Origin of the sequence: Moorena bouillonii PNG (assembly GCF_001942495.1) — a bacterium.
In the GTDB taxonomy this organism is placed as follows: Bacteria; Cyanobacteriota; Cyanobacteriia; order Cyanobacteriales; family Coleofasciculaceae; genus Moorena; species Moorena bouillonii.
The window spans coordinates 7,512,756-7,534,395 of the sequence record NZ_MKZS01000001.1; the positions used below are offsets into that span (position 1 = coordinate 7,512,756).

General features: G+C 41.6%; 19 protein-coding genes and 1 pseudogene. 10 read left to right on the forward strand and 10 right to left on the reverse strand.

The features are described from left to right. Positions 1 to 265 precede the first annotated feature (265 nt). Together BJP37_RS30640 and BJP37_RS30645 are read left to right on the forward strand one after the other, a co-directional pair. On the forward strand, positions 266 to 802 hold the full coding sequence (locus tag BJP37_RS30640; RefSeq protein WP_075904600.1) for a hypothetical protein: 537 nt from the start codon (positions 266 to 268) through the stop codon (positions 800 to 802). Between the two features lie 453 nt (positions 803 to 1,255). Further along, positions 1,256 to 1,798 (forward strand): hypothetical protein, encoded by a 543-nt coding sequence (locus BJP37_RS30645; protein WP_075904603.1) that lies wholly within the window; start codon positions 1,256 to 1,258, stop codon positions 1,796 to 1,798. Here the strand turns inward: BJP37_RS30645 and BJP37_RS30650 are convergent. The 4 genes from BJP37_RS30650 to BJP37_RS40325 all read right to left on the reverse strand — a co-directional run bounded on the left by BJP37_RS30650 (position 1,795) and on the right by BJP37_RS40325 (position 6,619). Beyond that, positions 1,795 to 4,122, reverse strand: coding sequence for a GTPase (locus tag BJP37_RS30650; protein ID WP_075904605.1), 2,328 nt, complete (start codon positions 4,120 to 4,122; stop codon positions 1,795 to 1,797). The two genes, BJP37_RS30645 and BJP37_RS30650, sit on opposite strands and share 4 nt — an antisense overlap. 94 nt (positions 4,123 to 4,216) lie before the next feature. Continuing rightward, entirely contained in the window at positions 4,217 to 6,139 is a 1,923-nt protein-coding gene (locus BJP37_RS30655; protein WP_075904607.1) for a hypothetical protein, read from the reverse strand. 94 nt (positions 6,140 to 6,233) lie between these two features. Next, on the reverse strand, positions 6,234 to 6,446 hold the full coding sequence (locus tag BJP37_RS30660) for a hypothetical protein (protein ID WP_143727873.1): 213 nt from the start codon (positions 6,444 to 6,446) through the stop codon (positions 6,234 to 6,236). 8 nt (positions 6,447 to 6,454) lie between these two features. Beyond that, positions 6,455 to 6,619 carry a hypothetical protein gene (locus BJP37_RS40325; RefSeq protein ID WP_158069832.1) on the reverse strand — a complete coding sequence of 55 codons (165 nt, stop codon included), beginning with the start codon at positions 6,617 to 6,619 and terminating at the stop codon, positions 6,455 to 6,457. Between the two features lie 234 nt (positions 6,620 to 6,853). Here BJP37_RS40325 and BJP37_RS41725 point away from each other — a divergent pair, with 234 nt between their 5' ends. Then, on the forward strand, positions 6,854 to 6,976 hold the full coding sequence (locus tag BJP37_RS41725) for an HNH endonuclease (RefSeq protein WP_081431384.1): 123 nt from the start codon (positions 6,854 to 6,856) through the stop codon (positions 6,974 to 6,976). Positions 6,977 to 7,033: 57 nt separating this feature from the next. Here the strand turns inward: BJP37_RS41725 and BJP37_RS30670 are convergent. After that, positions 7,034 to 8,302: pseudogene (locus tag BJP37_RS30670) on the reverse strand (RNA-guided endonuclease InsQ/TnpB family protein). A 371-nt stretch (positions 8,303 to 8,673) separates the two neighbouring features. Continuing rightward, positions 8,674 to 9,498 (reverse strand): fimbrial biogenesis chaperone, encoded by an 825-nt coding sequence (locus BJP37_RS30675; protein ID WP_075904611.1) that lies wholly within the window; start codon positions 9,496 to 9,498, stop codon positions 8,674 to 8,676. A 704-nt stretch (positions 9,499 to 10,202) separates the two neighbouring features. Between BJP37_RS30675 and BJP37_RS30680 the strand changes: the two genes are divergently transcribed. Beyond that, entirely contained in the window at positions 10,203 to 12,254 is a 2,052-nt protein-coding gene (locus BJP37_RS30680) for a tetratricopeptide repeat protein (protein ID WP_075904614.1), read from the forward strand. A 149-nt stretch (positions 12,255 to 12,403) separates the two neighbouring features. On the opposite strand, the gene BJP37_RS35060 is transcribed toward BJP37_RS30680, so the two are convergent. Next, positions 12,404 to 14,776 (reverse strand): DNA polymerase III subunit gamma/tau, encoded by a 2,373-nt coding sequence (locus BJP37_RS35060; protein ID WP_081431385.1) that lies wholly within the window; start codon positions 14,774 to 14,776, stop codon positions 12,404 to 12,406. Between the two features lie 257 nt (positions 14,777 to 15,033). Here BJP37_RS35060 and BJP37_RS30690 point away from each other — a divergent pair, with 257 nt between their 5' ends. Next, positions 15,034 to 15,336, forward strand: a complete 303-nt coding sequence (locus tag BJP37_RS30690) for a hypothetical protein (protein WP_008188499.1) — start codon at positions 15,034 to 15,036, stop codon at positions 15,334 to 15,336. A gap of 93 nt (positions 15,337 to 15,429) precedes the next feature. Here the strand turns inward: BJP37_RS30690 and BJP37_RS42035 are convergent, their stop codons facing one another. Further along, positions 15,430 to 15,636, reverse strand: coding sequence for a hypothetical protein (locus tag BJP37_RS42035; protein WP_075904616.1), 207 nt, complete (start codon positions 15,634 to 15,636; stop codon positions 15,430 to 15,432). 193 nt (positions 15,637 to 15,829) lie between these two features. On the opposite strand from BJP37_RS42035, the gene BJP37_RS30700 reads away from it, so the two are divergent. The 5 genes from BJP37_RS30700 to aroF all read left to right on the forward strand — a co-directional run bounded on the left by BJP37_RS30700 (position 15,830) and on the right by aroF (position 20,073). Further along, complete coding sequence (locus BJP37_RS30700; RefSeq protein WP_075906625.1) at positions 15,830 to 17,068, forward strand: GNAT family N-acetyltransferase; 1,239 nt, start codon at positions 15,830 to 15,832, stop codon at positions 17,066 to 17,068. A 109-nt stretch (positions 17,069 to 17,177) separates the two neighbouring features. Continuing rightward, complete coding sequence (gene ruvX / locus BJP37_RS30705; protein WP_075904618.1) at positions 17,178 to 17,606, forward strand: Holliday junction resolvase RuvX; 429 nt, start codon at positions 17,178 to 17,180, stop codon at positions 17,604 to 17,606. A gap of 60 nt (positions 17,607 to 17,666) precedes the next feature. Beyond that, positions 17,667 to 17,936: a 30S ribosomal protein S15 gene (gene rpsO / locus BJP37_RS30710; protein ID WP_070395791.1), complete on the forward strand. Its 270-nt coding sequence runs from the start codon at positions 17,667 to 17,669 to the stop codon at positions 17,934 to 17,936. A 35-nt stretch (positions 17,937 to 17,971) separates the two neighbouring features. Continuing rightward, positions 17,972 to 18,481, forward strand: coding sequence for a PAM68 family protein (locus BJP37_RS30715; RefSeq protein ID WP_075904620.1), 510 nt, complete (start codon positions 17,972 to 17,974; stop codon positions 18,479 to 18,481). Positions 18,482 to 19,008: 527 nt separating this feature from the next. Then, on the forward strand, positions 19,009 to 20,073 hold the full coding sequence (gene aroF / locus BJP37_RS30720) for a 3-deoxy-7-phosphoheptulonate synthase (RefSeq protein ID WP_075904622.1): 1,065 nt from the start codon (positions 19,009 to 19,011) through the stop codon (positions 20,071 to 20,073). 79 nt (positions 20,074 to 20,152) lie between these two features. Here aroF and BJP37_RS30725 read toward each other — a convergent pair whose 3' ends face one another. Together BJP37_RS30725 and BJP37_RS30730 are read right to left on the reverse strand one after the other, a co-directional pair. After that, positions 20,153 to 20,965, reverse strand: coding sequence for a carbon-nitrogen hydrolase family protein (locus BJP37_RS30725; RefSeq protein WP_075904624.1), 813 nt, complete (start codon positions 20,963 to 20,965; stop codon positions 20,153 to 20,155). Positions 20,966 to 21,072: 107 nt separating this feature from the next. Beyond that, positions 21,073 to 21,501: a universal stress protein gene (locus BJP37_RS30730; RefSeq protein WP_075904626.1), complete on the reverse strand. Its 429-nt coding sequence runs from the start codon at positions 21,499 to 21,501 to the stop codon at positions 21,073 to 21,075. Between the last annotated feature and the right edge of the window lie 139 nt (positions 21,502 to 21,640).

Sequence of the window (21,640 nt, forward strand, 5' to 3'; positions counted from 1 at the left end):
AGTAACAGTAACAACTAAGGGGTTTGATACTTCAGTGTTGCTGCACTAGCAGTACTGAAGTAGTCAGTCTACCTGTCGATTGGGTTCTTTTCGCACTTTATTACTAGAAAAACGATCACCCCATCACCCCATCACCGGTAATTTCATCCACCGTAATCAAGTTCACTGAATTTTAAACTTCGGTATCTTTCCGGATGTATCCAGTTAGCAAATTAGGAAACAATAGAAGTATAAACAAACAGTTGATTTCCACCAGATAAAGGACATGAAAAACCAATTCGGTAAATTCTTAGTTATTTCCGCCTTGACTGCTGTAGGTGTTGCTGCTGGTGCTACCAGTGCTTTGGCTCAGGTACCTCCTGCTTCTGCTACGATAGAGCAGGATTTTGAATTTGAGGGCACAGTAGAGGGCACCTGTTCTTTTGTAGATGTTCAAGCTGGTACTTTAACAAACCCTGTAGACGAAGTATTAACTGTTGTTAACCCAGGTGATTATGCTACAGGTTTAATGCTTTGTAATAGTCCAGCAACTATCTCTCTTGGAGACTTGATGGCGACGAATGAGGTATCTGAAAGACTTTTAGAAACCGCAGAGACCTACACCTATGGCGTTTCTTTTACTGAGATTGATGGTCCAACAACTGATGAAATCGAACGTACTATGGGAGAACCTGCAGCAGAAACACTAAATTTACCTCCTAGCGAATTCGAGGTTGAAGCTGACATGGAAATCGTGGGACTTTTACCCCTTGAAGGTGGTGATTACGCCTTTAAGTTTACCGTGACAGCTACAGCTAACTAAGGTCAAATTTTGGCTGGAAGCCAGCGACGTATCCCGCTGGAAGATTGATGTAAATGCAATTAACCTCTATATCTTTTTGTTGTCTCCGTGGGAATCGGCTTGACCTGATTTTTCCTACGGAGATTTTACCAATAAATGGTTGATTTATAGTAATCTAACATTTTTTTTAGGGAGTAGGGAGTAGGCAAGAGGCAACAGGCAATAGGCAACAGGCAACAGGCAATAGGCAATAGGCAATAGGCAATAGGCAAGAGGTAAAAAATATTGTCTACCTCATGACTTATGATAACTGGTAGATAAGCATTCAGCTATATGTGAGCCATCAGGCACTAATAACTAGTAATTAATAAAAAGTAATATTTCTATAAATTTTCTATATCTTTGGGAATAATCAGGATGGTAATAGGGGAATAATACGGATATAAAACCGTAACGTTATCCCAGGAAATTACCATGTCAAAAAAACTGATAAAATCCCTAGTCATTACTACGATAACTGCCTTGGGCATAGCCGTTAGTGCTATAGGTGCTGGTGCCCAGTTAGCCACATCCGACCAGGAGTTTATGTTTTTTGGAACCGTGGAGGGAGTCGGTTCATTTGTTAACGTAGAAATCGGCAGCCTAGAAATTTCTGCCAATCGATTGACCTCTACGGTTGAGCAACCCGCTAGAAGTAACCTAATATTTAATTCTAACGTCACCGTCAGTATTGGGGAATTGATTCCCTTAAATGAGCGGTCTCGGAAACTTTTAGAGCAAGCAATTCAGGTAGAGTATGGCATCTTAGGTCGTCCGATGAGTGGCAGTCCAGATGCGGAAATTATTGAGATACTTTCAAAAAATGGTCAAGTAGTTGATAATCGAGACCAATCCACAGTAGAAACTAATGAGTCTGTTAACTACGATCTTGTGGCTTCTCTATCCATTGAATCTTTGACACCACTGGTGGCTGGTGAATATCTCTATAAGTTTAAGATTACTGTTTCTCCTAATTAGTTTGTCATCACAGCTTGTTTGATTTTGTTATCAAAAGCAGGTTCAAATAATAAACTATAATTACAAGACAATAAGTTATATATTTGAGCTTCTGTTGGATTTTCCGGAAAACTTCCCAAGTTTTCTACTTTTTGGAGTAAATCACTATAAAAAAAATCATAGTCTTGATCGATATCAAAAAATATCATTGTTGTCAATGCTAATAAAACAGTAATTCCATGTTTACCAAAATAATGGTAATGACTAAATCTATATTCAAATTGTCCCGTTTCATCAAAATAATGTTCTGTCGTTTTTTGTAAAACTTGGGTTACTCTTTTATTGATATTGACCTTGAAAATACAATAATTTAGCTCTTGATTAAAAGTAAAAATTTGGTTTTCAAAGACAGCCATTTCATCAAGACAACGGTTAATTAATTTCTGCAACTCATCAATCGCATCTTCTATTGTAGTAAATTTTTCAAGATAGTCTTTGGAGAGAGGATTTCTAATTTCTTGAATATGAAGGTTAATTTCTTCAATTCTTTGCTCAATTTGGTCATCAATAGCACTTAATTCGTCGTTAAAATATTTAATCAATTCAAACCAAAACTTACTGTCATCCTGAGCATTTTTCTTTAAAAGATTATATTCTTTTAATTTGTTTAAAAGTAATTTTTTTTGGCGTCCATATTCTTCTTTTTTAGCATCACGCTGGTCAATTTTAGTTTGAATTGTAGCTTTTTCTTCTTTAAGACATTCAACATTTTTTTGATATTCTGTCTCTAGAGATTCAATATAACTATCTTCTGATTTAATAGAACTTCTTTCTTGCTCAAGATAATCACTTTCTCTATCAAGAGACCGTTTAGATTCATAAGTTAATCTAGACGAACTACGGTTAATCCTGTCAATATTAGCATTATACTTATCAAGTCTATCTTTCCAACGATCAAAACGAGAGTTGAAATTATGACGACGTGATGAAATGTCAAGGTAACGAGAATTATTAGCATCAATACGGGGATTATACTCATCAATAAGTTCCTCAATTTCTTGATTAAGGGATTCAAGTAAAGTATTTAATTTATCTAGTTTTTGAATTATTGCTAAGATACTATCCCAGTCTTCATCTAATTTTTGCTTAACAGATTCTTTTTCTATTTCCCATTCTTCAAATTCTTGATTTCTGAGGTCATAGGCTTGTTTTTGTATATCAAAAACAGAAGTCTTAATTAATTGATTAAAATACTCAATTCTTTCTGTAAAGATATATTCTTTGGTTCTAATTAAATACTCAAACTTATCTTCCAGTGACTCAGACCTTTTTTCAAAAATTGGATTATCAAAAACATCGCTTACTATATTATTAACCTGTTCAGCAATAGAATTATCGTCTTGGTCTGACTGAATGGGAAGACTGGCAAGAAAATCAAAGAGACTATAAGATAGTAGATGTAAAGGTTGATCGCAAGTATCACTTCCTGTTGCTCTTTGACAAGCAGCATGAGCATATAATCGTATTAATTCTTGTTTAACTTGATTAACATATTCATCAGGAGTTTTTTGCTGTTGATATTGAATTAATTCTTTAAAAAGTTTACCTTTATTTCCTTTTAACATTATGTAAGACTGATGTAGTAAGTCTGAAATACCTTCTCCTGTAAAACAATTAACTCCAATAATAACAGGCTGAGAATGTTGTCCTAAAACTTTATGATGAACTTTTGAAATTTGGGTAGCTGTGTCTTGAATATTTGCGTCTTTTGCAAAATAGCTCATCCCTGTTTGCTTGTTAACAAACATATTAAAAACGTAAATAACATTTTGGTGAACTTTTAGTAAATCTCTTAAATATTGGCGGTCGCCTCTCGTAAATAGTTTTTCTGGTGCTATGAGATAATAAATTAAATCTGGCTGAAATTGTAGATTTACAAATTCTGATATACTAAGATTTTCTTCTTGAGGAGCAGAACAATTTTCTTGATATCTTGCTAAAGTAAGGTCTTCTACAATGGGACAATCCTCAATTTGATTAATTCCTAAAGCAACTCGATTATAATTTTCTAATAGTTCATCACTACAAACACCAGGAGTATCAAAACATTTTAAACCAATAGGAAAATCAATTAGATTAATTTCCTTAGTACAATCTTGATGACCTGTAGACAAGAAGTAATCACTACCAAGCAAACGATTACTTAATGTCGTTTTACCTGCTCCTGTTCTACCTGTAAAAAATAAGTTAATATTATCAATATTTCTAGGATAATTGCCGAGCTTTTCAATGATAAACTTGGCACGAATTTTAGCAATGGATGGAGGCTTAAGTTGGAAATACATAGTTTTTTGTTCCTAACATGTGCTTAAAGAATAGTTTTTAAATCTAGAGCAGGGAATAGTTATGATTTCCCCACTCTGTTACAAGGTTCTAGAGTTAGAATAAAATCCTTTCTAAAATTTTGCTAATTTCTTCTTCATTCTCGCTAACAGCAAAGGAGTTAATCGCTTCCTTATATGGCAATAATATTGCTTGAGTTTCTCGACGACCTACTTCTACTATTTCCTGAAAATCAGTTTGCAAATTTTGCTTTCCATTAGCACTTTCAATGCCTAAGCCAATAGCTAACAAGTTTTCAACAACAGGATAACCACCTTGTAAATATTTTTTGCCTATCTCTTGTTCTTGTTGTATTACTTCTGGCACTTTTTCTAAAACTTTTTTCTTAACTTCTTTCATGCCCATAAATTTATTCTCAGTAGTTGTGATAGTTTTAACTACGGGTTTAATCACATCCTCACTAACAGTAACTTGTTTTTTCTTTTTCTTTCCACCCATTCCAGAAGCACCAAATATACTAGCACCAAGAACAGGTAGAAATGCTAATCCGCCGGTTGCTAAACCAGCTCCTATTGCCGCCATTGTACCACTCGCCATTTCACCAAAGGCAGCAGCACTTGCACCTGCTAATTGACCAAGATCAACCCCACCAGCCATACCAGCAAGATCAGCCCCACCAGCCATACCACCAGGAGAACCTTCTCCATCAACAGGTTTTTTTATTGATTCTTGAGATTGTTCATATTCTATAACTTGCTTTTCAACTTCTACGTCTTGAAAATCAGGTACATACTCACTTTTTTCGACTTCCTGGTCGTTATAAACAATCCGATCTACTAAGATTGTTTGCGCTTCTTCTCGTGAAATTTTGGCCTCTTGAGCTAACTGAACAATTGTATCATTCAATTCTTTTGCAGCTTCCAAGGTAGCATCTTCCTCCTGAAAAACTCGAATACCATAATCAGCAACTGCCATATAGGCTTCATTGAGTAAGTCTTGATTACCTTGTTTTTCATCTACTTTACGAGTAGCTAAACGACTTGCAATCTGAATTAATGCTTTGCGATAACGGCAACTACGTTCTTGTATAGCAAATTCCTTCAGTTGATCGGGTAAAACTTGTTTAAAGTTACCAATTTTATTATCTGGTAACATTGTAAGCATTAGTTTGGTAATTTGATTAATGCCTGTCCCTTGTTTACAGTCAATTTCAACAATAGGAACAGATTCATCAGGGTAAAATTCTTTAAAAATTTTAGTTATTTGTTGCCTTGCATCTTCTACACTTGCTTCAGTGGTTATTCTTGTTCCATCATCTGTAAAATGAATATTAAGGGCAAAAATTACTTTATTTTTATCAGTTTGTTTTTTCTGTTTTCTCAGTAAAGCTTTTAAATATTTACGATCTGGTTTCACAAATTGAGTATGAGGAGCAACCACATAAAGAATAATATCAGGTTTACAATTTTCCTGATTTTCGGGGGATTGCCATTGCTCTACTTCTATATCTTCTTTTAAAACTTTTTTAGTAGTAGGATAATCTGAGCAATTCCATAACTCAAATTTATCAACAGGTATTAATTCCTCATCTTCATCATCAATCTGGGGAAGCATCAAAGCAGCTCGATTAATATTTTCGTATGTGTCGCTACAACCTCCAGCACCAGGAAGATCAAAATACCATAAGTTACTACGCATTTTAAAGAAAACTACCATCCAAGTGCAATCTGTTTTACCTGAACTTTCAAAAACCTCATCATTATTAACATCATTAATAGTATTTGCTAATTTTTTATCAGGATCTATCAAAGTAACTGCTAGTGTAGTTTTACCTGCACCTGTACGTCCAGTAGCATAAAAATTAACAGGTTTTGGAAATAACTCTTTTTCAGATTGTTTTTTTAACCATTCTTCATCTACACGACCACTTAAATCTACTTCTCTGAAATCAAATAGTCGTAAAACCTCAGGACGATCTTGAAAGATAAATTGTAGAGTTTGCAATGCTTTGTTAGACATGATAGACGTCTCCTTATTTGGTTTTGATTATTTTTTATGGTAAACAAACCAATCAATATGGTTGAAATTTAGATGTTTTGATGGTTTGAATGATTTATTGAAGCTTAATAGCTTCTTCTTGGCAATTAGCTAGTTGATAGACATTTAGCAAGTTGGTTAAAAATTTAATATCATCTTTTTGGGCGACCTCCATTACTAAGTTAAAATCAGGTAAAAAGTTGTTAACTTTATTATTACCCCAATCAACTAATGCTTGTTCAGCTTGTTGATTAGCTTCTTTGACTAAAGCACACTCCCCTAACATCATCGCCTGAGCTAACCGATAAAGACGCTCTTTTTTACCTGTTTCTCTAATGCTTGATTTTGCTCCGCCAACAACCCTATTATTGCTTGCTGCTGTTGCACAAACAAGCGCAGAAATTCATCCTCTGGGAGGTCGGTTGTGTCGTCGAGAGTAGCCAGCACAGTTATTTCAGTCATATCTGAGTTATAACAGATTCACATACTTTTGGCAAAGGGACTGCCAACATATATCCTAAACAGGGGGTGCAGGGGTAATTGAGAAGTTACATTTACTGGAGTATCAGAATGGGAAAACATCCTGAAATGACCAGCTCAATTGGCAAGGCTGTTGAAAAGGCAAAAAGAGAAGTGCTCCCACTTTGATCTTACCTTCGGCGTAGCCGATACTTCGCGAACAGAAATGGAGATTTATTGCATACAAATTATATCATACCGCGCTCACAAGGTGGAAGTAATTGGGATAAAAATCTAGAATTACTTCATCTACACTGCCACGATGGAAAAAAAACAGAGAGTAAACAAAGCGAGAGTTAGCCGCCCAATTAATTGGGTGGGGGTGGAGCGTTCCGGGATTTATCAAGGGCTTTCGTGTTAAAATGGACTAGCGATTGACACTCCCCGCCCGCTTATGAGCGGGGATTCTTCACTCAACGACTCAACTTGCTCAATCAGGCCGGAACCAGAAAGAGTAGAGGCTAAATCTCCTGAAGCGTTTCGGGGAACCCGACGCTACGCGAACGGGTTTATAACCCAAGTTCCAACGTGCCCCGTTGTACTTATGGCTCTATTTCGGATATTGATGGCGGCGTTATGATCCCTGTCTAGCTCACAACCACATTTACAGGTATGAGTTCTAGTAGATAGGGACTTTTTGACGACTTCACCACAATTAGAGCAGTTTTGGCTAGTGTAGGCAGGATTAACAGCAACAGTTATCCGACCGAATTTAGCTCCAAAATGCTCCAACCATTTCCTGAATTGATACCAACCAGCGTCATTGATAGATTTAGCAAGGCAATGATTTTTTACTAGGTTTTTAACTCTTAAATCTTCGTAGGCGACCAAATCGTTAGATCGGATTACGCAACGTGCAAGTCTCTTTGCATGTTCTTCACGCTGCCTACTTATTTTAAGGTGTTGCCTGCCTAATCTATTAACCGCTTTTCTACGGTTGGATGAGCCTTTATTTTTCCGGGAGACCCGGCGTTGATAAAACTTTAATCGTTTTTCATTTTTCCTGTAAAACCTAGGGTTAGGTTCAGAATGACCATCAGAATCTGTATAAAACTCCTTAAGTCCTACATCCAGGCCAATGGTTTTACCTGTTGAGTCTATCTCCTCTTTTGCGTTAACTGCAACGCAGAATTGAACATAGTACCCGTCAGCTCGTTTAACTATCCGAACCCGGTTGATTTGTTTTTTGTCAAAACGCCACAAGTCCCAGGTACCTTTAAGTTTGAGCTTTCCGATTCCTTTCTTGTCCGTGAACGTTATCGATTTTTTGTCAGGGGATAATTTCCACCCTGATTTCTTGTACTCGACAGAACGAGCACGTTTCTGAAACTTAGGAAAACCTTTTTTGCCTGGGACTTTTTTCTTGCAGTTATCGTAGAATCGGACGATCGATGACCATGCCCTCTCAGACGCAGCCTGACGGGCAGTAGAGTTAAGTTCATTAGCAAAAGGGAACTCCTTAGCAAGGATTTTGGAATATCTACTAAGGTCGCTTTTCCCTGTTCCCTTGTTATCTAACCACAAACGGATGCAGCTATTCCGAATAAATTGGACTGCCCGGATCGCTTCGTCTATCGCTGAATATTGGGACTCTTTGCCTTTGGCTTTAAACTCTAAAATAATCACCGAATTCGACCTCCTTCGGCGTTAGCCTTTGGCGTGGCCTACGGCCAAGCTGACGCTACGCAAACGATACATTTTTATACTAGCAACTTTATATAAAGCTGTCAAGTTAGAGCCAAAAAAAAAGCCGTCCTAGAAGGACGGGGCTTTAAACCCAATATTTTTGGTAAGAACAAGGTTGGTTGCGTTGATTTTTTGCGCTTTACGGTGAGATACCAGCCAGTAAGAGACGGGGTTAATTCTACCTACTCCTCAAGGAACAGGCAAGCAATGCAGCAAAAAGGAGATGCACCCGAACACAGACCAGGGAACAGGCAAGATGCCTGTTCCACAAAACTCTTAAAATCATTCCATTATTAAGCAACGCCCTCAGGTTAATTACTCTGAGCAGTGGTGCTGGTGGGAACAGTCAGATTAATACTAAAAGGCACACTTTGTCGATTCTCTTCTTCGCCCCAAAGCAAGGTTCCAGTCAATTGGTATTGTCCAGCTGTCAGTTGCTTGGCATCACTAGGATATCCTATAGAAATTTTCCGTTCTCCCCCAGCAATAACTGTCCATTCGTTTTGTTTGCCAGTGGTGACCGTCGTGCTTCCCTGTTTCAGGGTCCACTCCACCTTGGGACGTGCAGAGGCATTGCCACTGTTGCTAACCTGTAACAGAATCTGCTTACTCTTGTGATCAAAGCTTGCTTCCTCTACGGTCAACTTGGGAGAAATATCTCCATGACGTACATAGACAGTTACACCAACGCGAGGTACGATGCCCATACTGACACCACCACGGTTATTCTGGGAATGTGCCAGATTTTCGGTAAAAATCACTGCCCGATATTCCCCTTTATCCATACTAGGAGGAAAGCGGGAAATCATTCGGATGCGGCGAGTTACTCCTGGTTCTACTACCAACTCACGAGGGGAAAATTGTAGATAAGGGGTTAAATCATTAGAGCTAGATTCCAATGCTTCAAACCCATTTTCATCGTAGGTGAAAGGTGTCGCATAGACACGGGCTCGAAACGCCTTATTACTGCGATTGGTGACGTTGATGATACCTTTGGCTTGACCTCGTTCTGCTTCTTCTTCAATAACTAAAGGAGAAACTTGAACCTGAGCTTTAGCTAATCCTGGAAACAGCACCAGTGCAGATAAGGCGCAGCTACCTAAATAGGATATTAAATGTTGATTGAGTTTAATCATTTCTAGGCAACAGGGAATCGGGAATCGGGAATTGGGAATCGGGAATCGGGAAGTTAGAATTTAGAATTTAGAATTTAGAATTTAGAAGTTAGAATTTAGAAGTTAGAAGTTAGAAGTTAGAATTGGGAATCGGGAATCGGGAATCGGAAATCGGGAATAGTAAATAGGTAAAAATATGTGTAACTAATTAATATAAAAGTAAGCATTTAGCTTATGGGCTACTTGAGGTGCTACTTGAGGTGCCAAAGGCCAACGGCTGACCGCTGAAGGCTGACGGCTGATTGCTGATTGCTGATTGCTGATTGCTTACGATAATTTAGTAACCAGCGATATACTTTAATCTATTGTTGACTAAAATTTTAGGAATAGCTATAGTTAAAATTACTGATTTTTATAGAGTATTTTTTTCAAAAATCGTTATAAATACGGATATAGCAATCCTAAGTAATTTGTAATTATTCACACAAAAATAATTACCGGTTTTACAAAATCAAAATCCTGATTTTGTAAGCATTATCGAGAATAGGAGGAGGTAATTTATTTTGTAATGATACTTAAACAATACTTCCCTTAAAATCATCCTGAGTGCTAAGTAGTGATAAATTAAGCCATGATCACAGAATATTCAAGTTCAATCCTGACTTAGGTAACAAAAGCAGGAAAAGGTTGATATGTAATCCCTTTGCTCTGACACCTATGCCAGCATGATAGTAACGGACATTGCCTCAAATCAAGAAATTTCCAGTTGGAATCGGCAAACCTATCAACGTTTGAAACTCGCTTTGAGCATTGGTCTGCGCCGCCAGCTTTTTTTGGCAGTGTGTGATGACCTGAATCTGCGCAACCACCTAGCAGATCAACTATACCGAGAGTTAGGCTTATCTGCAGCAAACGGGTCAAGGAACCACCAAGGTTACCCAAAGTTGGTCAGCTTGAATTTAAATCTGAGCGAACCCAATCCCGTAGCTCAGATTAGTCAATGGTTAACCGACCATGAGGAATCTTACACTTCTGAGAGTATACCGGGATTTCAGATTCTGGGTATAGAAAACTTAACACGGCAACCGGCAACACTGCAACGATTGTTTCTCAGGCATTTACAGTCAATTGGGAATAATCTCAGCTACTGGGAACTGACTTTCTTGCTCTGGTTGCCACGACCTTGGTTTTATTCCATTCAGCAGTCGGTACCAGAATTTTGGCAACAGCACACTGGTTTCTTTGAGTTTGAAGGAGAACCAACACCCCTATCCCAACGGGTGACTGATACACCAGAGGCTTCCTACACATTACCCCCTTCAACAACAGTAATCGATCCTGGTCAGGAAGATGTGGATAAATTACCAGGGCAAGAGGATGTGTTGACAGTTGAAAGTTTTAATGTTGAAGCTTCAAACGATAACTTTCAATCAAAGAATGTGCGACTTGAAAATCACAGTGAAGCACCACAAGATAACTTAAAACTAAATAACCTGCCACCGACAACTGAAACTGAAACACCACAAGATAACTCTGAACCAAATAACTTGCAACCTGGAACTCAAAAACCATCTACAGGCCAAACCTATCTTGAATTGGGCAATCATTATCGCTACCTGATTGAACAGGGAGATGCCTCTGAGGAAAACTTAGTGATCGCAATCCAGGCTTATGAGCAGGCGCTGCAATGGTCAAAATTCACACCTATCGAAGAATCCGCTATCCTTAATGATGTGGGAAATTTCTACTGGATGCTATCTCGTTGTCCGAACAATGACAACCTGATGGTCTCTTATTTAGAGCAAGCCATTAAATGCTATCAAGTAGCAGTAACTGACTTTTTAGCGGAACAATCTCCGGAAATTTTTAGCATGATACAGAATAATTTGGGAACAGCTTATGGAGAATTAGCCCAGTACCAAGATTTAGCTAAAAATCTGGAAAATTCTATTTGCGCCTATGAAGAAGCTTTGGGCTATGGCGGTGCTGACCATGACTTGGTTAAATATGCTTCAACCCAAAATAACTTAGGAACGGCTTACTGGAATCTAGCCCAACATCAATCACCAGTGCCTAATTTAAAGAAAGCGATCGCAGCCTACCAAGAAGCAATCTCTCATCATGACACCACAGCCAATCCTCAGAATTGGGCAATGATTCAAAATAACCTGGGTACGACTTACTGGAGTCTTGCCCAGCACGAACAACCAACAGTCTGGTTGAAGCTAGCCATATATGCCTATCAAGATGCTCTCAAATACCGGAAATCGGAGGTTGACCCAGCTGGCTGTGCTGCGACACAGAATAACCTAGGTACCGCCTACTGGCACTTAGGCGACCAGTTCAAGGAGGAATATGGGGCAAGAGCAGAATACCTTAAGAAGTGTATGAGAGCTTATGAAAATGCTCTTGCGATCGCAGGACATCAACCACACCCCTCTGACCAAGTCCGTAACCAGAACAGATCACCTGTACCAGTTAACTTTGATATTATAGCTACCTACAACAACTTGGGGCTAGTGAATTTCCAGCTAGCCACACAGCCACAATTTTCGTTAACCAAAGGGTCTAAGTTAACTCATTTAGAAGCTGCCCTACACCAACATGTGCAAGCTTCTATGGGTACAGTTGATCAACCCGAAACCTACCAAATTTCTCTGAACTACCTGATCCACACCATTCGGGCATTCTCTCGGGAAAATGGTCCTGCGGGACAAAGCTTTGCCCTTTCTAAAGTTCCAGGTCAGCTATTACCAGAAATTTTGCCTCGCCTATAGGATTTTTCTCTGGGTTGTAAACACAGGAATTGGGGCAATAGGCAATAGGCAATAGGCAATAGGCAATAGGCAATAGGGGAAAGATATCCTCAGTTTTATTGTCCAATAAAAAAAGACCATACAGGTTTACATCTCAAAAATTTCTTCTTTTAAAAAGATAGTTCACCATCTTCATCATATTTTAACTGTTGGGGCTTGTTCTGAATCTTTCTAGAAAAGGGTCTTGGATCAGGTTGATTTTCGGCTACTGGTGATTCGGGTTGCTCTTGGTCAAAGGTACCCTGAGTATCCTTGACAAACGACTCTACTAATGGCTCTTTGGGCATGACTTCATTATTACTCAGCTCATCATTTAAATCAATAATTTCTCCGCCAAAACAATCTTTAATTTTCCCTAAAGCTTGCTCTATTTGATCAGCATTCCAGTCTAAGTCAGGGAAATCATAGGCTGGGCTCGATAATGCTGGGCTCGATAATGCTGGGCTCGATAATGCTGGGCTCGATAATGCTGGACTCGATAATACTGGGCTCGATAATACAGTCTCCGCTGCTTCAGATGTTTCAGAATTGCTAGGAGGGGCAAGGTTTTCTGGCTGGGATGGTTGGGGGGATGGGTTTACCGCTGGCTTTGAAGAGTCACTGGTGCTAGGTGGCACAACTATTTTGGCCTCGATTGAATCCCCCTTTGAATCCCTCTTGCTGTTTAAAGATTCCTGTGGTGCTTCTGGGGTAGTGATTGGTGCAGGTAATTTCTGAGTTGGTACTGCTGGTAGGGTCACTCTGGATTGAGGAGCGGTCTGGGACGGGTTTGCTCCTACTAGTTGGAAATTAACTTTCACATGACCTGGATGGACTTTGGCAAATGCCTTTTGAATTTGGGGCAACATTCCTTGTATGAGCTTTTGTACACCCTTCTTTTTGATGCCAATAGATGCCTCTCGGCCATTGAAAGCTAATAAACAGCCGTTGCTACGCAGTATTTCTCTAGAGCCATCCAGTTCAATATTATGAATGACCTGTTGCCAAACCTGCTCGATTTGGTAGGGCTGGTTGCTAACCTCCCTATCTCGCTCAACCCTAGCGCTATGGTCAACCGCCTGATTCGGTGTTGAGGTTGAGACTAAATCAGGGGTTTTGGGTATGCCATTACTAGAGGTGTCTGGGTGTGGTTGAAACCCTAACCTTTCTGGAGGCTTAGGCTCGTCAGTTTGCTGCTGAGTCTTGGGTTTCTGAGCTTGTTTACTTGGATGCTCTGGTTTAGGAGTAGTCTGATCTCGGCCAGAGGTTGGTTGATTGTATTGCTCTTTTCTGGGCTGATGTCTCCCAACTGGTGCTAGGTTAGGCTGGTGCCTAGGTTTCACCGCAGGTGCTGAGGGTTTGACTGATGGATTTTTAGGGGATAACTGTGAGGTTTCTAGGGATTCAGAGGCAAGAGCCCCTGGCAATAACCCCATTAGAGTTACTTCTAACCACAGACGGGGCTGGGTAGTGTTTTTGATCTGAAGTTCACTGTCTTTTAGATGCTGTTGACCACGTAAAATACTCTCCAAATCCAACTGTATAGCTAACTCACACAGCTTCTGCCAGGTTGGGAGGGTGATGGCTGATAAATTATTACGAGCAGGAGCAGTTTTAGCAATTAACAAATCTCGGTAGAAGCTAGCCAGATTTTGTAGGATAACTAGGGGTTCTCGACCTCTATCGATCAGATAGCCACATTGTTCTAGTACTGCTACCGGTTCAGAAGATGCGATCGCGTTTAGCAATGCCAGTAAGTCTTGTTCAGGTACTGCCCCTACTAAATCCCAAACCTGCTCTACTGTGACCTGTTCATCTAACAAACTCAGTTGATCTAGCAAACTTTCTGCATCCCTGAGCCCCCCTTGAGCCACTTGTGCCACTACGGTTAAGGCATCTGGTGTAATAGCGATATTTTCCTTAACTGCAATAGCCTTCAAATGAGACACCATTGCCTCTAGGGGAATGCGGCGAAAATCAAAACGTTGGCAGCGGGAAATAATGGTGGGTAATACCCGTTGAGGGTCTGTGGTAGCCAAGATAAAGACTACCCGCTCCGGCGGTTCTTCCAGGGTTTTGAGAAGGGAGTTGAAGGCTGCGGTACTAAGCATATGGCATTCATCGATCACATACACTTTGTAGCGGCACTGGACTGGGGCAAATTGAGCCCGTTCAATGATTTCTCTGATATTATCTACACCGGTATGACTAGCTGCGTCCATCTCAGTCACATCCAAGGCTAAACCAGCAGCGATCTCACGGCAGACTTGACATTCCCCACAAGGCAATGGAGTTGGCAAATTAGTCTTGAGACAGTTGAGAGACTTAGCTAAAATCCGTGCCGAAGAGGTTTTGCCCGTACCTCTAGGGCCAGTAAACAAATAGGCAGGGGCAATGCGCTCACTCTCGATGGCATTGGTTAGGGTTTTTGCGATCGCATCTTGCCCCACTAAATCCGCAAATCTCTGGGGACGATATTTGTGATGTAGGGGTTCGTAGCTCACGACTTTGTGCTGTGGGGGGCTTACCGGATTGGTCTAGTAGTGTTTGACTAATAGTGTTTTAATTTTAGGCAAGACAGATGGGGGTCTTGTTAGGGATTGCTGGAGACAGGGGTTTGTTCAACCTTTATATTCGGTGGTAATCTTTCACCAAAGATAGTAACAGGGATATCAGACTCCTATACTACTGATGGGTTACTTTACCTAAACTATATAATCGAGCATTTCTACCTCATCGATATATATCTTCTGTTTTAATTATGGAATCAGCTATTTCTTCTTCTGTTAGTACAACTGACGAATTACCCCGTGAGGTGAGAGTTGCTCAACTGCGTAATCTGGTAGAAACTCTACACATCGCGGATGAAATTGCCAGCCAAGGCTACCTGATTAGTAGTTCTGAACTGGCGGATTTAATGGATGTGAACGCCAGCGCTGTCACTAGTCGGGGTAACCACTGGTCTTGGCGCAACTGGGTTGTGTCCAGGGTCAGGCGTGAAGGTAATCAAATTCTGTGGCAGTTAGAACGGGTAGACAAAGGGAATATAATGGATGAAGACTAAGCCTTACAAGACTAAGCGCTAGATAAGCACTAACTATACTACGTTGAGACTATGTTGGTAAGCATTCAGCAGTCAGTGGTCAGCGGTCAGCGGTCAGCTTATTTGATTCAAAAGCTGTTCGCACCTCAAGTATCGTGGCCACAGGCTGATGGCTGATAGCACCTCAAGTAGCATCTCAAGTAGCGCATAGGCTGATGGCTGATAGCTGATAGCTGATAGCTGATAGCTGATAGCTGATAGCTTACCTATGTTGAGACTATGTTGAGTGTTGACCCTTGACTGACTGTTAAGGATTAACAATCAACACTCAACAGTCCCACTGGTGCATTAAACCCCATGAAAACAACTTGATATTACTCATATGTCTTATCACAACTGGGATGATGGGAAAATAGCTAATATATTGGCAGTAACCCTAGTCTTGCAAATGTAGGTTACAGCGCAAGAACATGGGTCAAACAGAGCGAGCAGCTTCATGGCATCCGTACCCAAAATGACTTCACCTGTCTCGGAAAACCCGAAGAACTTGATCCGCCCATTTCAATACCATGATTTGGCAGCAATAGAGCAGCTAGTGCAACAGGCAACTGATGGCCAGAGTAAGATCTGCCCATCATTTGTCCCACAGCCACTTAAGCACGTTAGACGCTGGTATTGGTTGCTGAAGTTTTTGAGTTGGTTTCCCAACCCCTACCAGTACAGCTTTTGTATCTATGTGGCTGAGCAACTCCAAAAGCTGCGCGGACTGATCAAAATTTCCCCATTTAATCACACCCGTAGTACTTGGCGGGTGGAGCAGGTGTTAGTTGATGCCAACACTCTTAGAGTGAGTAACACCCTGACAACTAGAGACATTGGCTCGGCTCTGTTGCGCCATTGCTTTGAAAAAATTTGGCAAGCGCGAACTTGGTTATTGGAAGTCAATATCAATCATAAAAGTTCACTGGCTCTGTATCGGCAAAACGGATTCCAACCCCTAGCTCAGATGACCTACTGGGTGATTGAGCCAACACTGCTGGAAAAATTGGCGGTTCGTGAACCAGATTTGCCGAACCTGTTGCCTGTCAGTAACGCAGATGCTCAGTTGCTCTATCAGCTGGATACGGCATCAATGCCACCAATAGTGCGTAAGGTTTTTGACCGCCATATCCAGGATTTTCAAACCAGTATGTCACGGAAAATCATTGATTCACTGTGGCAGTGGCTAAATCATAATGAAGTGATCAGTGCCTATGTATTTGAACCACAGCGTAAAGTCGCTGTTGGCTATTTTCGGCTGCGACTGTGCCGTGATGGTAACCGTACCAACTCAGCTGAGTTAACAGTTCATCCAGCCTACAATTACCTATATCCAGAGTTACTGTCTCAAATAGCACGGATTGCCCAAAAACTTCCTTCCCAATCCCTACATCTGGTAACGGCTGACTATGAAGCGGAGCACGAAGAATATCTAGCTGAGCTCGGAGCAGAACGGATTGAGCACACTCTACTGATGTCCCGTTCCGTCTGGCATAAGTTGCGGGAAACCAAGTCTGTTACGTTTGAGTTATCGGATGTGCTTCAGGGGCTACAGCCAGCCCGAACCCCAATCCCCAGCCGCATATCCTGGTCACAATCCCCATCGAAGAAACACCGTGCTAAGGGTAAAAAGGTCTCTATTGGGGTTTCTCAGTCTAAAAGTGTAGTCTCTCAAGAGGAGAGGGTATCGGTTAAATCTTCACCACAGAAGTAGTTAGAGTACCCAAGTTGGGTTATAGCTAATGTAAGAAAGCTTCATACCTAATGTGCCATTTCCCAAATTAGCTCTGTGACTGTAAATTTATCGGATAGGAGCTTAAACGATGGAAAGAATTTCAGCACTGGGATTGGATTTGGGAAGCAAACGTATTGGTGTGGCGGGTTGTGATGGGACGGGTTTGATTGCTACGGGTTTAACTACCATTGAGCGTACCTCCTTTCAACGGGATGTTGACCAACTGCGAGAGTTAGTTGAAACCAGAGAAGTGCAGGTACTGGTGGTAGGTTTACCTTATTCGATGGATGGAACCCTGGGTTTCCAGGCACGAAAGGTGCAAAAATTGGCTAGGCGATTAGCCACAGCACTTCAGCTGCCGCTAGAGTATATCGATGAACGGCTTACCTCTTGGGAGGCTGAATCGCGACTCAAGGCGAGTAAGCGATCGCTTACCCACAATAAAGGACTGATTGACCGTCACGCTGCTGCTATCATCCTACAACAGTGGTTAGATAGGCGGCGCTCGGGGAATTGAATCCCTTCTTGATGGTGATAGAATAGAAAACTGTTGACTTATACTATTTAAACTTTATCGATGAGTCTAACTCAAGAACGTAAAACTGAAATTATTAATGGCTACCAGGTTCATGAAACTGACACTGGTTCGGCAGAGGTGCAAGTGGCTATCCTGACTGAGCGTATCAATACATTGAGTCTCCATCTACAAAGCCACAAAAAAGATTACTCGTCTAGACGGGGATTATTAAAGATGATCGGTCGCCGCAAGCGCTTACTTAGCTATATTCGTCAAGACGATCAACAACGGTATAAAAACTTGATTGAGCGCTTAGGTATTCGGGGTTAGACCCTAGTTGAACGGACCCTAGTGTAAAAGAGTGTATGTCTACTGAACCGTCACGGGAGCGATTGCCTTTTGAACCACGTCAAAAGCGCAAAAAGAACCCTAAAGCCCAAAATTCATCAACAAATCCCCAAGCTACTCCAAAGGAAAAACCCAGTCAAACTACTGTCAAGCAAGATAAGAAGCAAGATAAGAAGCAAGATAAGCCAACGGCTGCCTCAAATGACTCAATGGCAATCCCCGATGTGGTCAGTAAACGGATGGTGCGTCGGATGGCTCTAATGTGTGGTATTCCCAGTTTCTTAGGGATAGCTACATTTGTGGTTAGCTATTTATTGATCACACAGGTTGGGGTAGAGTTACCCCATGTGGCAGTGATTCTGGTGAGTATGGGATGCTTTGGTCTAGGTGTGTTCGGGTTGAGCTATGGTGTTCTTTCTGCTTCGTGGGAGGAAGATACACCAGGAACCTTTTTTGGTTGGCAAGAGTTCACCACTAACCTAGGCAGATTGACATCAGCATGGCGTGCTGCTAAGATAAAGAGTTAACCCTTTGGGGAGCTTATGGTCTCGGTTTGGGGATAAGGTCACCAGGTAGGAAGCACTTTTTCGCTTCCTAACTAACCTGGGCAAGGGATTTGTTATGTTAATTAACATATTGTTATATTGATTAGTTATATTTTTTCCGTTCTTCCGCCTAAATCCAAGATTATACAAGGGTAATTTGCTCAAAATTTTGGTTCAAGCAGACCAGAGCGATTATTGAAATATAAATATAAGTCAAAAAGGCATATATAGAGCCAGAAAGTGTTTTATAGAATAATAAAGCACTCTGTCAACAGCAAAGGGAGTAAAAGGGAGTAACTCGACCATCTACCACCCACATTCCCAGACTGGGGCTAAAGTCCCTAAGCTGTTAAGAATCTAGTTGTATGACACACTCTAAGGGAAATCTTGGGTTTCAGCCTTAGAATTATCTTTGTTTAGATCTACAACAAATTAATCGGCTCTTAGTCGGCTCGTTTTTCCTCCCCGGTCATTAGACACGGGGTTTATAAACTCACGAGGATTTTTTTATGATAGTAGTCATGAAGGTAGGCTCTCCAGAAGTCGAGGTTACTCGCCTTAGCCAGGAACTGAGCCAATGGGGGCTGACTCCAGAAAAAATTGTTGGTAAGCATAAAGTGGTGTTGGGTCTAGTCGGTGACACCGCTTCTTTAGACCCCCTACAAATTCAGGAAATTAGTCCCTGGATAGAACAGGTACTGCGGGTAGAGCAACCGTTTAAACGGGCTAGCCGTGAGTATCGTCATGGGGAAGCCAGTGAGGTATTAGTGCCAACGCCGGATGGGCCAGTGGTCTTCGGTGAACACCATCCCTTGGTGATTGTTGCGGGTCCGTGCTCCGTGGAAAACGAGGAGATGATCGTGGACACAGCACGCAGGGTTAAGGCATCAGGAGCCAAGTTCTTGCGGGGAGGTGCCTACAAACCCCGGACATCGCCCTATTCGTTCCAGGGTCATGGCGAAAGTGCCTTGGATTTGCTAGCCAAGGCACGGGAAGCAAGTGGCTTGGGCATCATTACCGAAGTGATGGACACGGCTGATGTGGATAAAATTGGTAGGGTAGCGGATGTTCTGCAAGTGGGTGCCCGTAATATGCAGAATTTCGCTCTACTGAAAAAAGTGGGGGCTCAAGATAAGCCAGTACTCCTGAAGCGGGGGATGTCAGCAACTATTGATGAGTGGTTGATGGCTGCTGAATATATCCTAGCAGCGGGCAATTCTAATGTGATTCTTTGTGAACGGGGAATTCGGACATTTGACCGTAAATACAGCCGGAATACCTTAGATCTTTCAATAGTGCCAGTCTTGCGCACCCTAACTCACTTGCCGATCATGATTGACCCCAGTCACGGCACAGGCAAGTCTGATTATGTTCCAGCTATGGCAAAAGCTGCGATCGCAGCTGGAACTGACTCGTTGATGATAGAAGTTCACCCCAACCCCGCTAAAGCCCTGTCTGATGGACCACAATCCTTGACACCGGAGCGGTTTGACGAGTTGGTGAAAGAAATGGCGGTCATTGGTGAAGCCGTAGGGCGTTGGCCTCAATCTGCTGTGGCTGTTGCCACTCATTAGTAGTTAGTTTTTAGTTATGACCTGAGTTCGACATAACCAACTTTATCGAGAACTCAGGTTAATTAAGACTGATAACTAATCAAGCAAAGACTCTGTGTTCTAGACAAGGCATCTGTTGGCGGACTTGTTGGAGACGGTTTGGATCAATTTCTGCGATCGCAACTCCTGGTGTGTCTCCTGCATCTGCCAAGATTACCCCCCAAGGGTCCACTATCATCGCATGACCATGGGTGTAGCGCATGGCATAGTGACGACCAGTTTGGGCTGGGGCAATCACATAGCAGGTGTTTTCTATGGCTCTAGCTTGGAGCAGAACTTGCCAATGGTCTTTGCCAGTGTAGGCGGTGAAGGCAGCAGGGACAAACAATACATCCGCTCCATTCTGGGATAAGTGTCGGTAGAGTTCCGAGAATCGAACATCATAACAGACAGAGAGTCCCAAATTGCCGAATTCTGGGGACGGGTAGACCTTGGGTAGTTCAGTTCCAGCCTTAACTGTCTCTGATTCTCGATAGGTATTGCCATCAGGGAGGTTAACATCAAATAGATGAGCTTTATGGTAGCGAGCTAGTTCATTGCCACTCGCACCAATGAGTAGGGCAGTATTGTAGACTTTACTAGTACCCACTGGTACCGGAAAGCCACCACCAAGGATCGTGACCTGGAACCGTTGCGCCATAGTTTTGAGGAATTGTTCACTTCGCTCTGCGATCGCATCAGCGTGGGTAATTTTGTCTTCCTCTGTACCAAGAAAAGAAAAGTTTTCTGGTAAGCTAATCAATTCAGCACCACGACCCACGGCTAGGTCGATCAGTTCTTCTGCCTGGACTAGGTTTTGTTCTAGGTCAGGGGAGCTAGTCATTTGAATGGCAGCTGCAAGATAGCACTTCATTATGATTCAAAGGTAGAGTTTTCAATATAGACAGATATTAAATCTATTTTCTATATTTTCCCCAGAATGCCCCAAAGCAAATTAAAAAAATTTAATCACTGTCAGACTTACCGTCGCAAGACAAGCACTGGACAATGGGCAAATCGAACGACTCGCTCAGCTACTGACCCCAAAACAAATCGTTTCAGACCCGTATAGCCATGAGATGGGATTACAATCAGGTCTATGGCTTGTTCCCTGCCGTAGTCGATGATGTTTGAGGCAGGATTTCCGATGGTGATGTGGACATGGATTCCTTCGTATTGAGGTTCCTTGAATCTGTCAGAAAGTACCTTTTCCACATGGGATTTACGAGTCTGGTTATCTACTGTACGCCACATCACTCCCGGTTCAGCAGGGTTGAGAGGAGGTAGGACATGGATAACGTATATATGAGATGCATCCTTGACAAATTCTATTGTTTTTTCTAAAGCCTCAAAGGAGGTTTCAGAAAAATCAATGGGTACAAGTACACGGTCGGTGGCGAATAAGCTCATAGATTGACTCCTATGGCTTCTTTAAAAATATTATAAATACTAATCTTCTAGGAAGATTGAGTGTAAGCTATCAGCTATTAGCTATTAGCTATCATGCGCTTTAAATGAACCGGGTCGGATGAGTAAAACGATCAGGAAT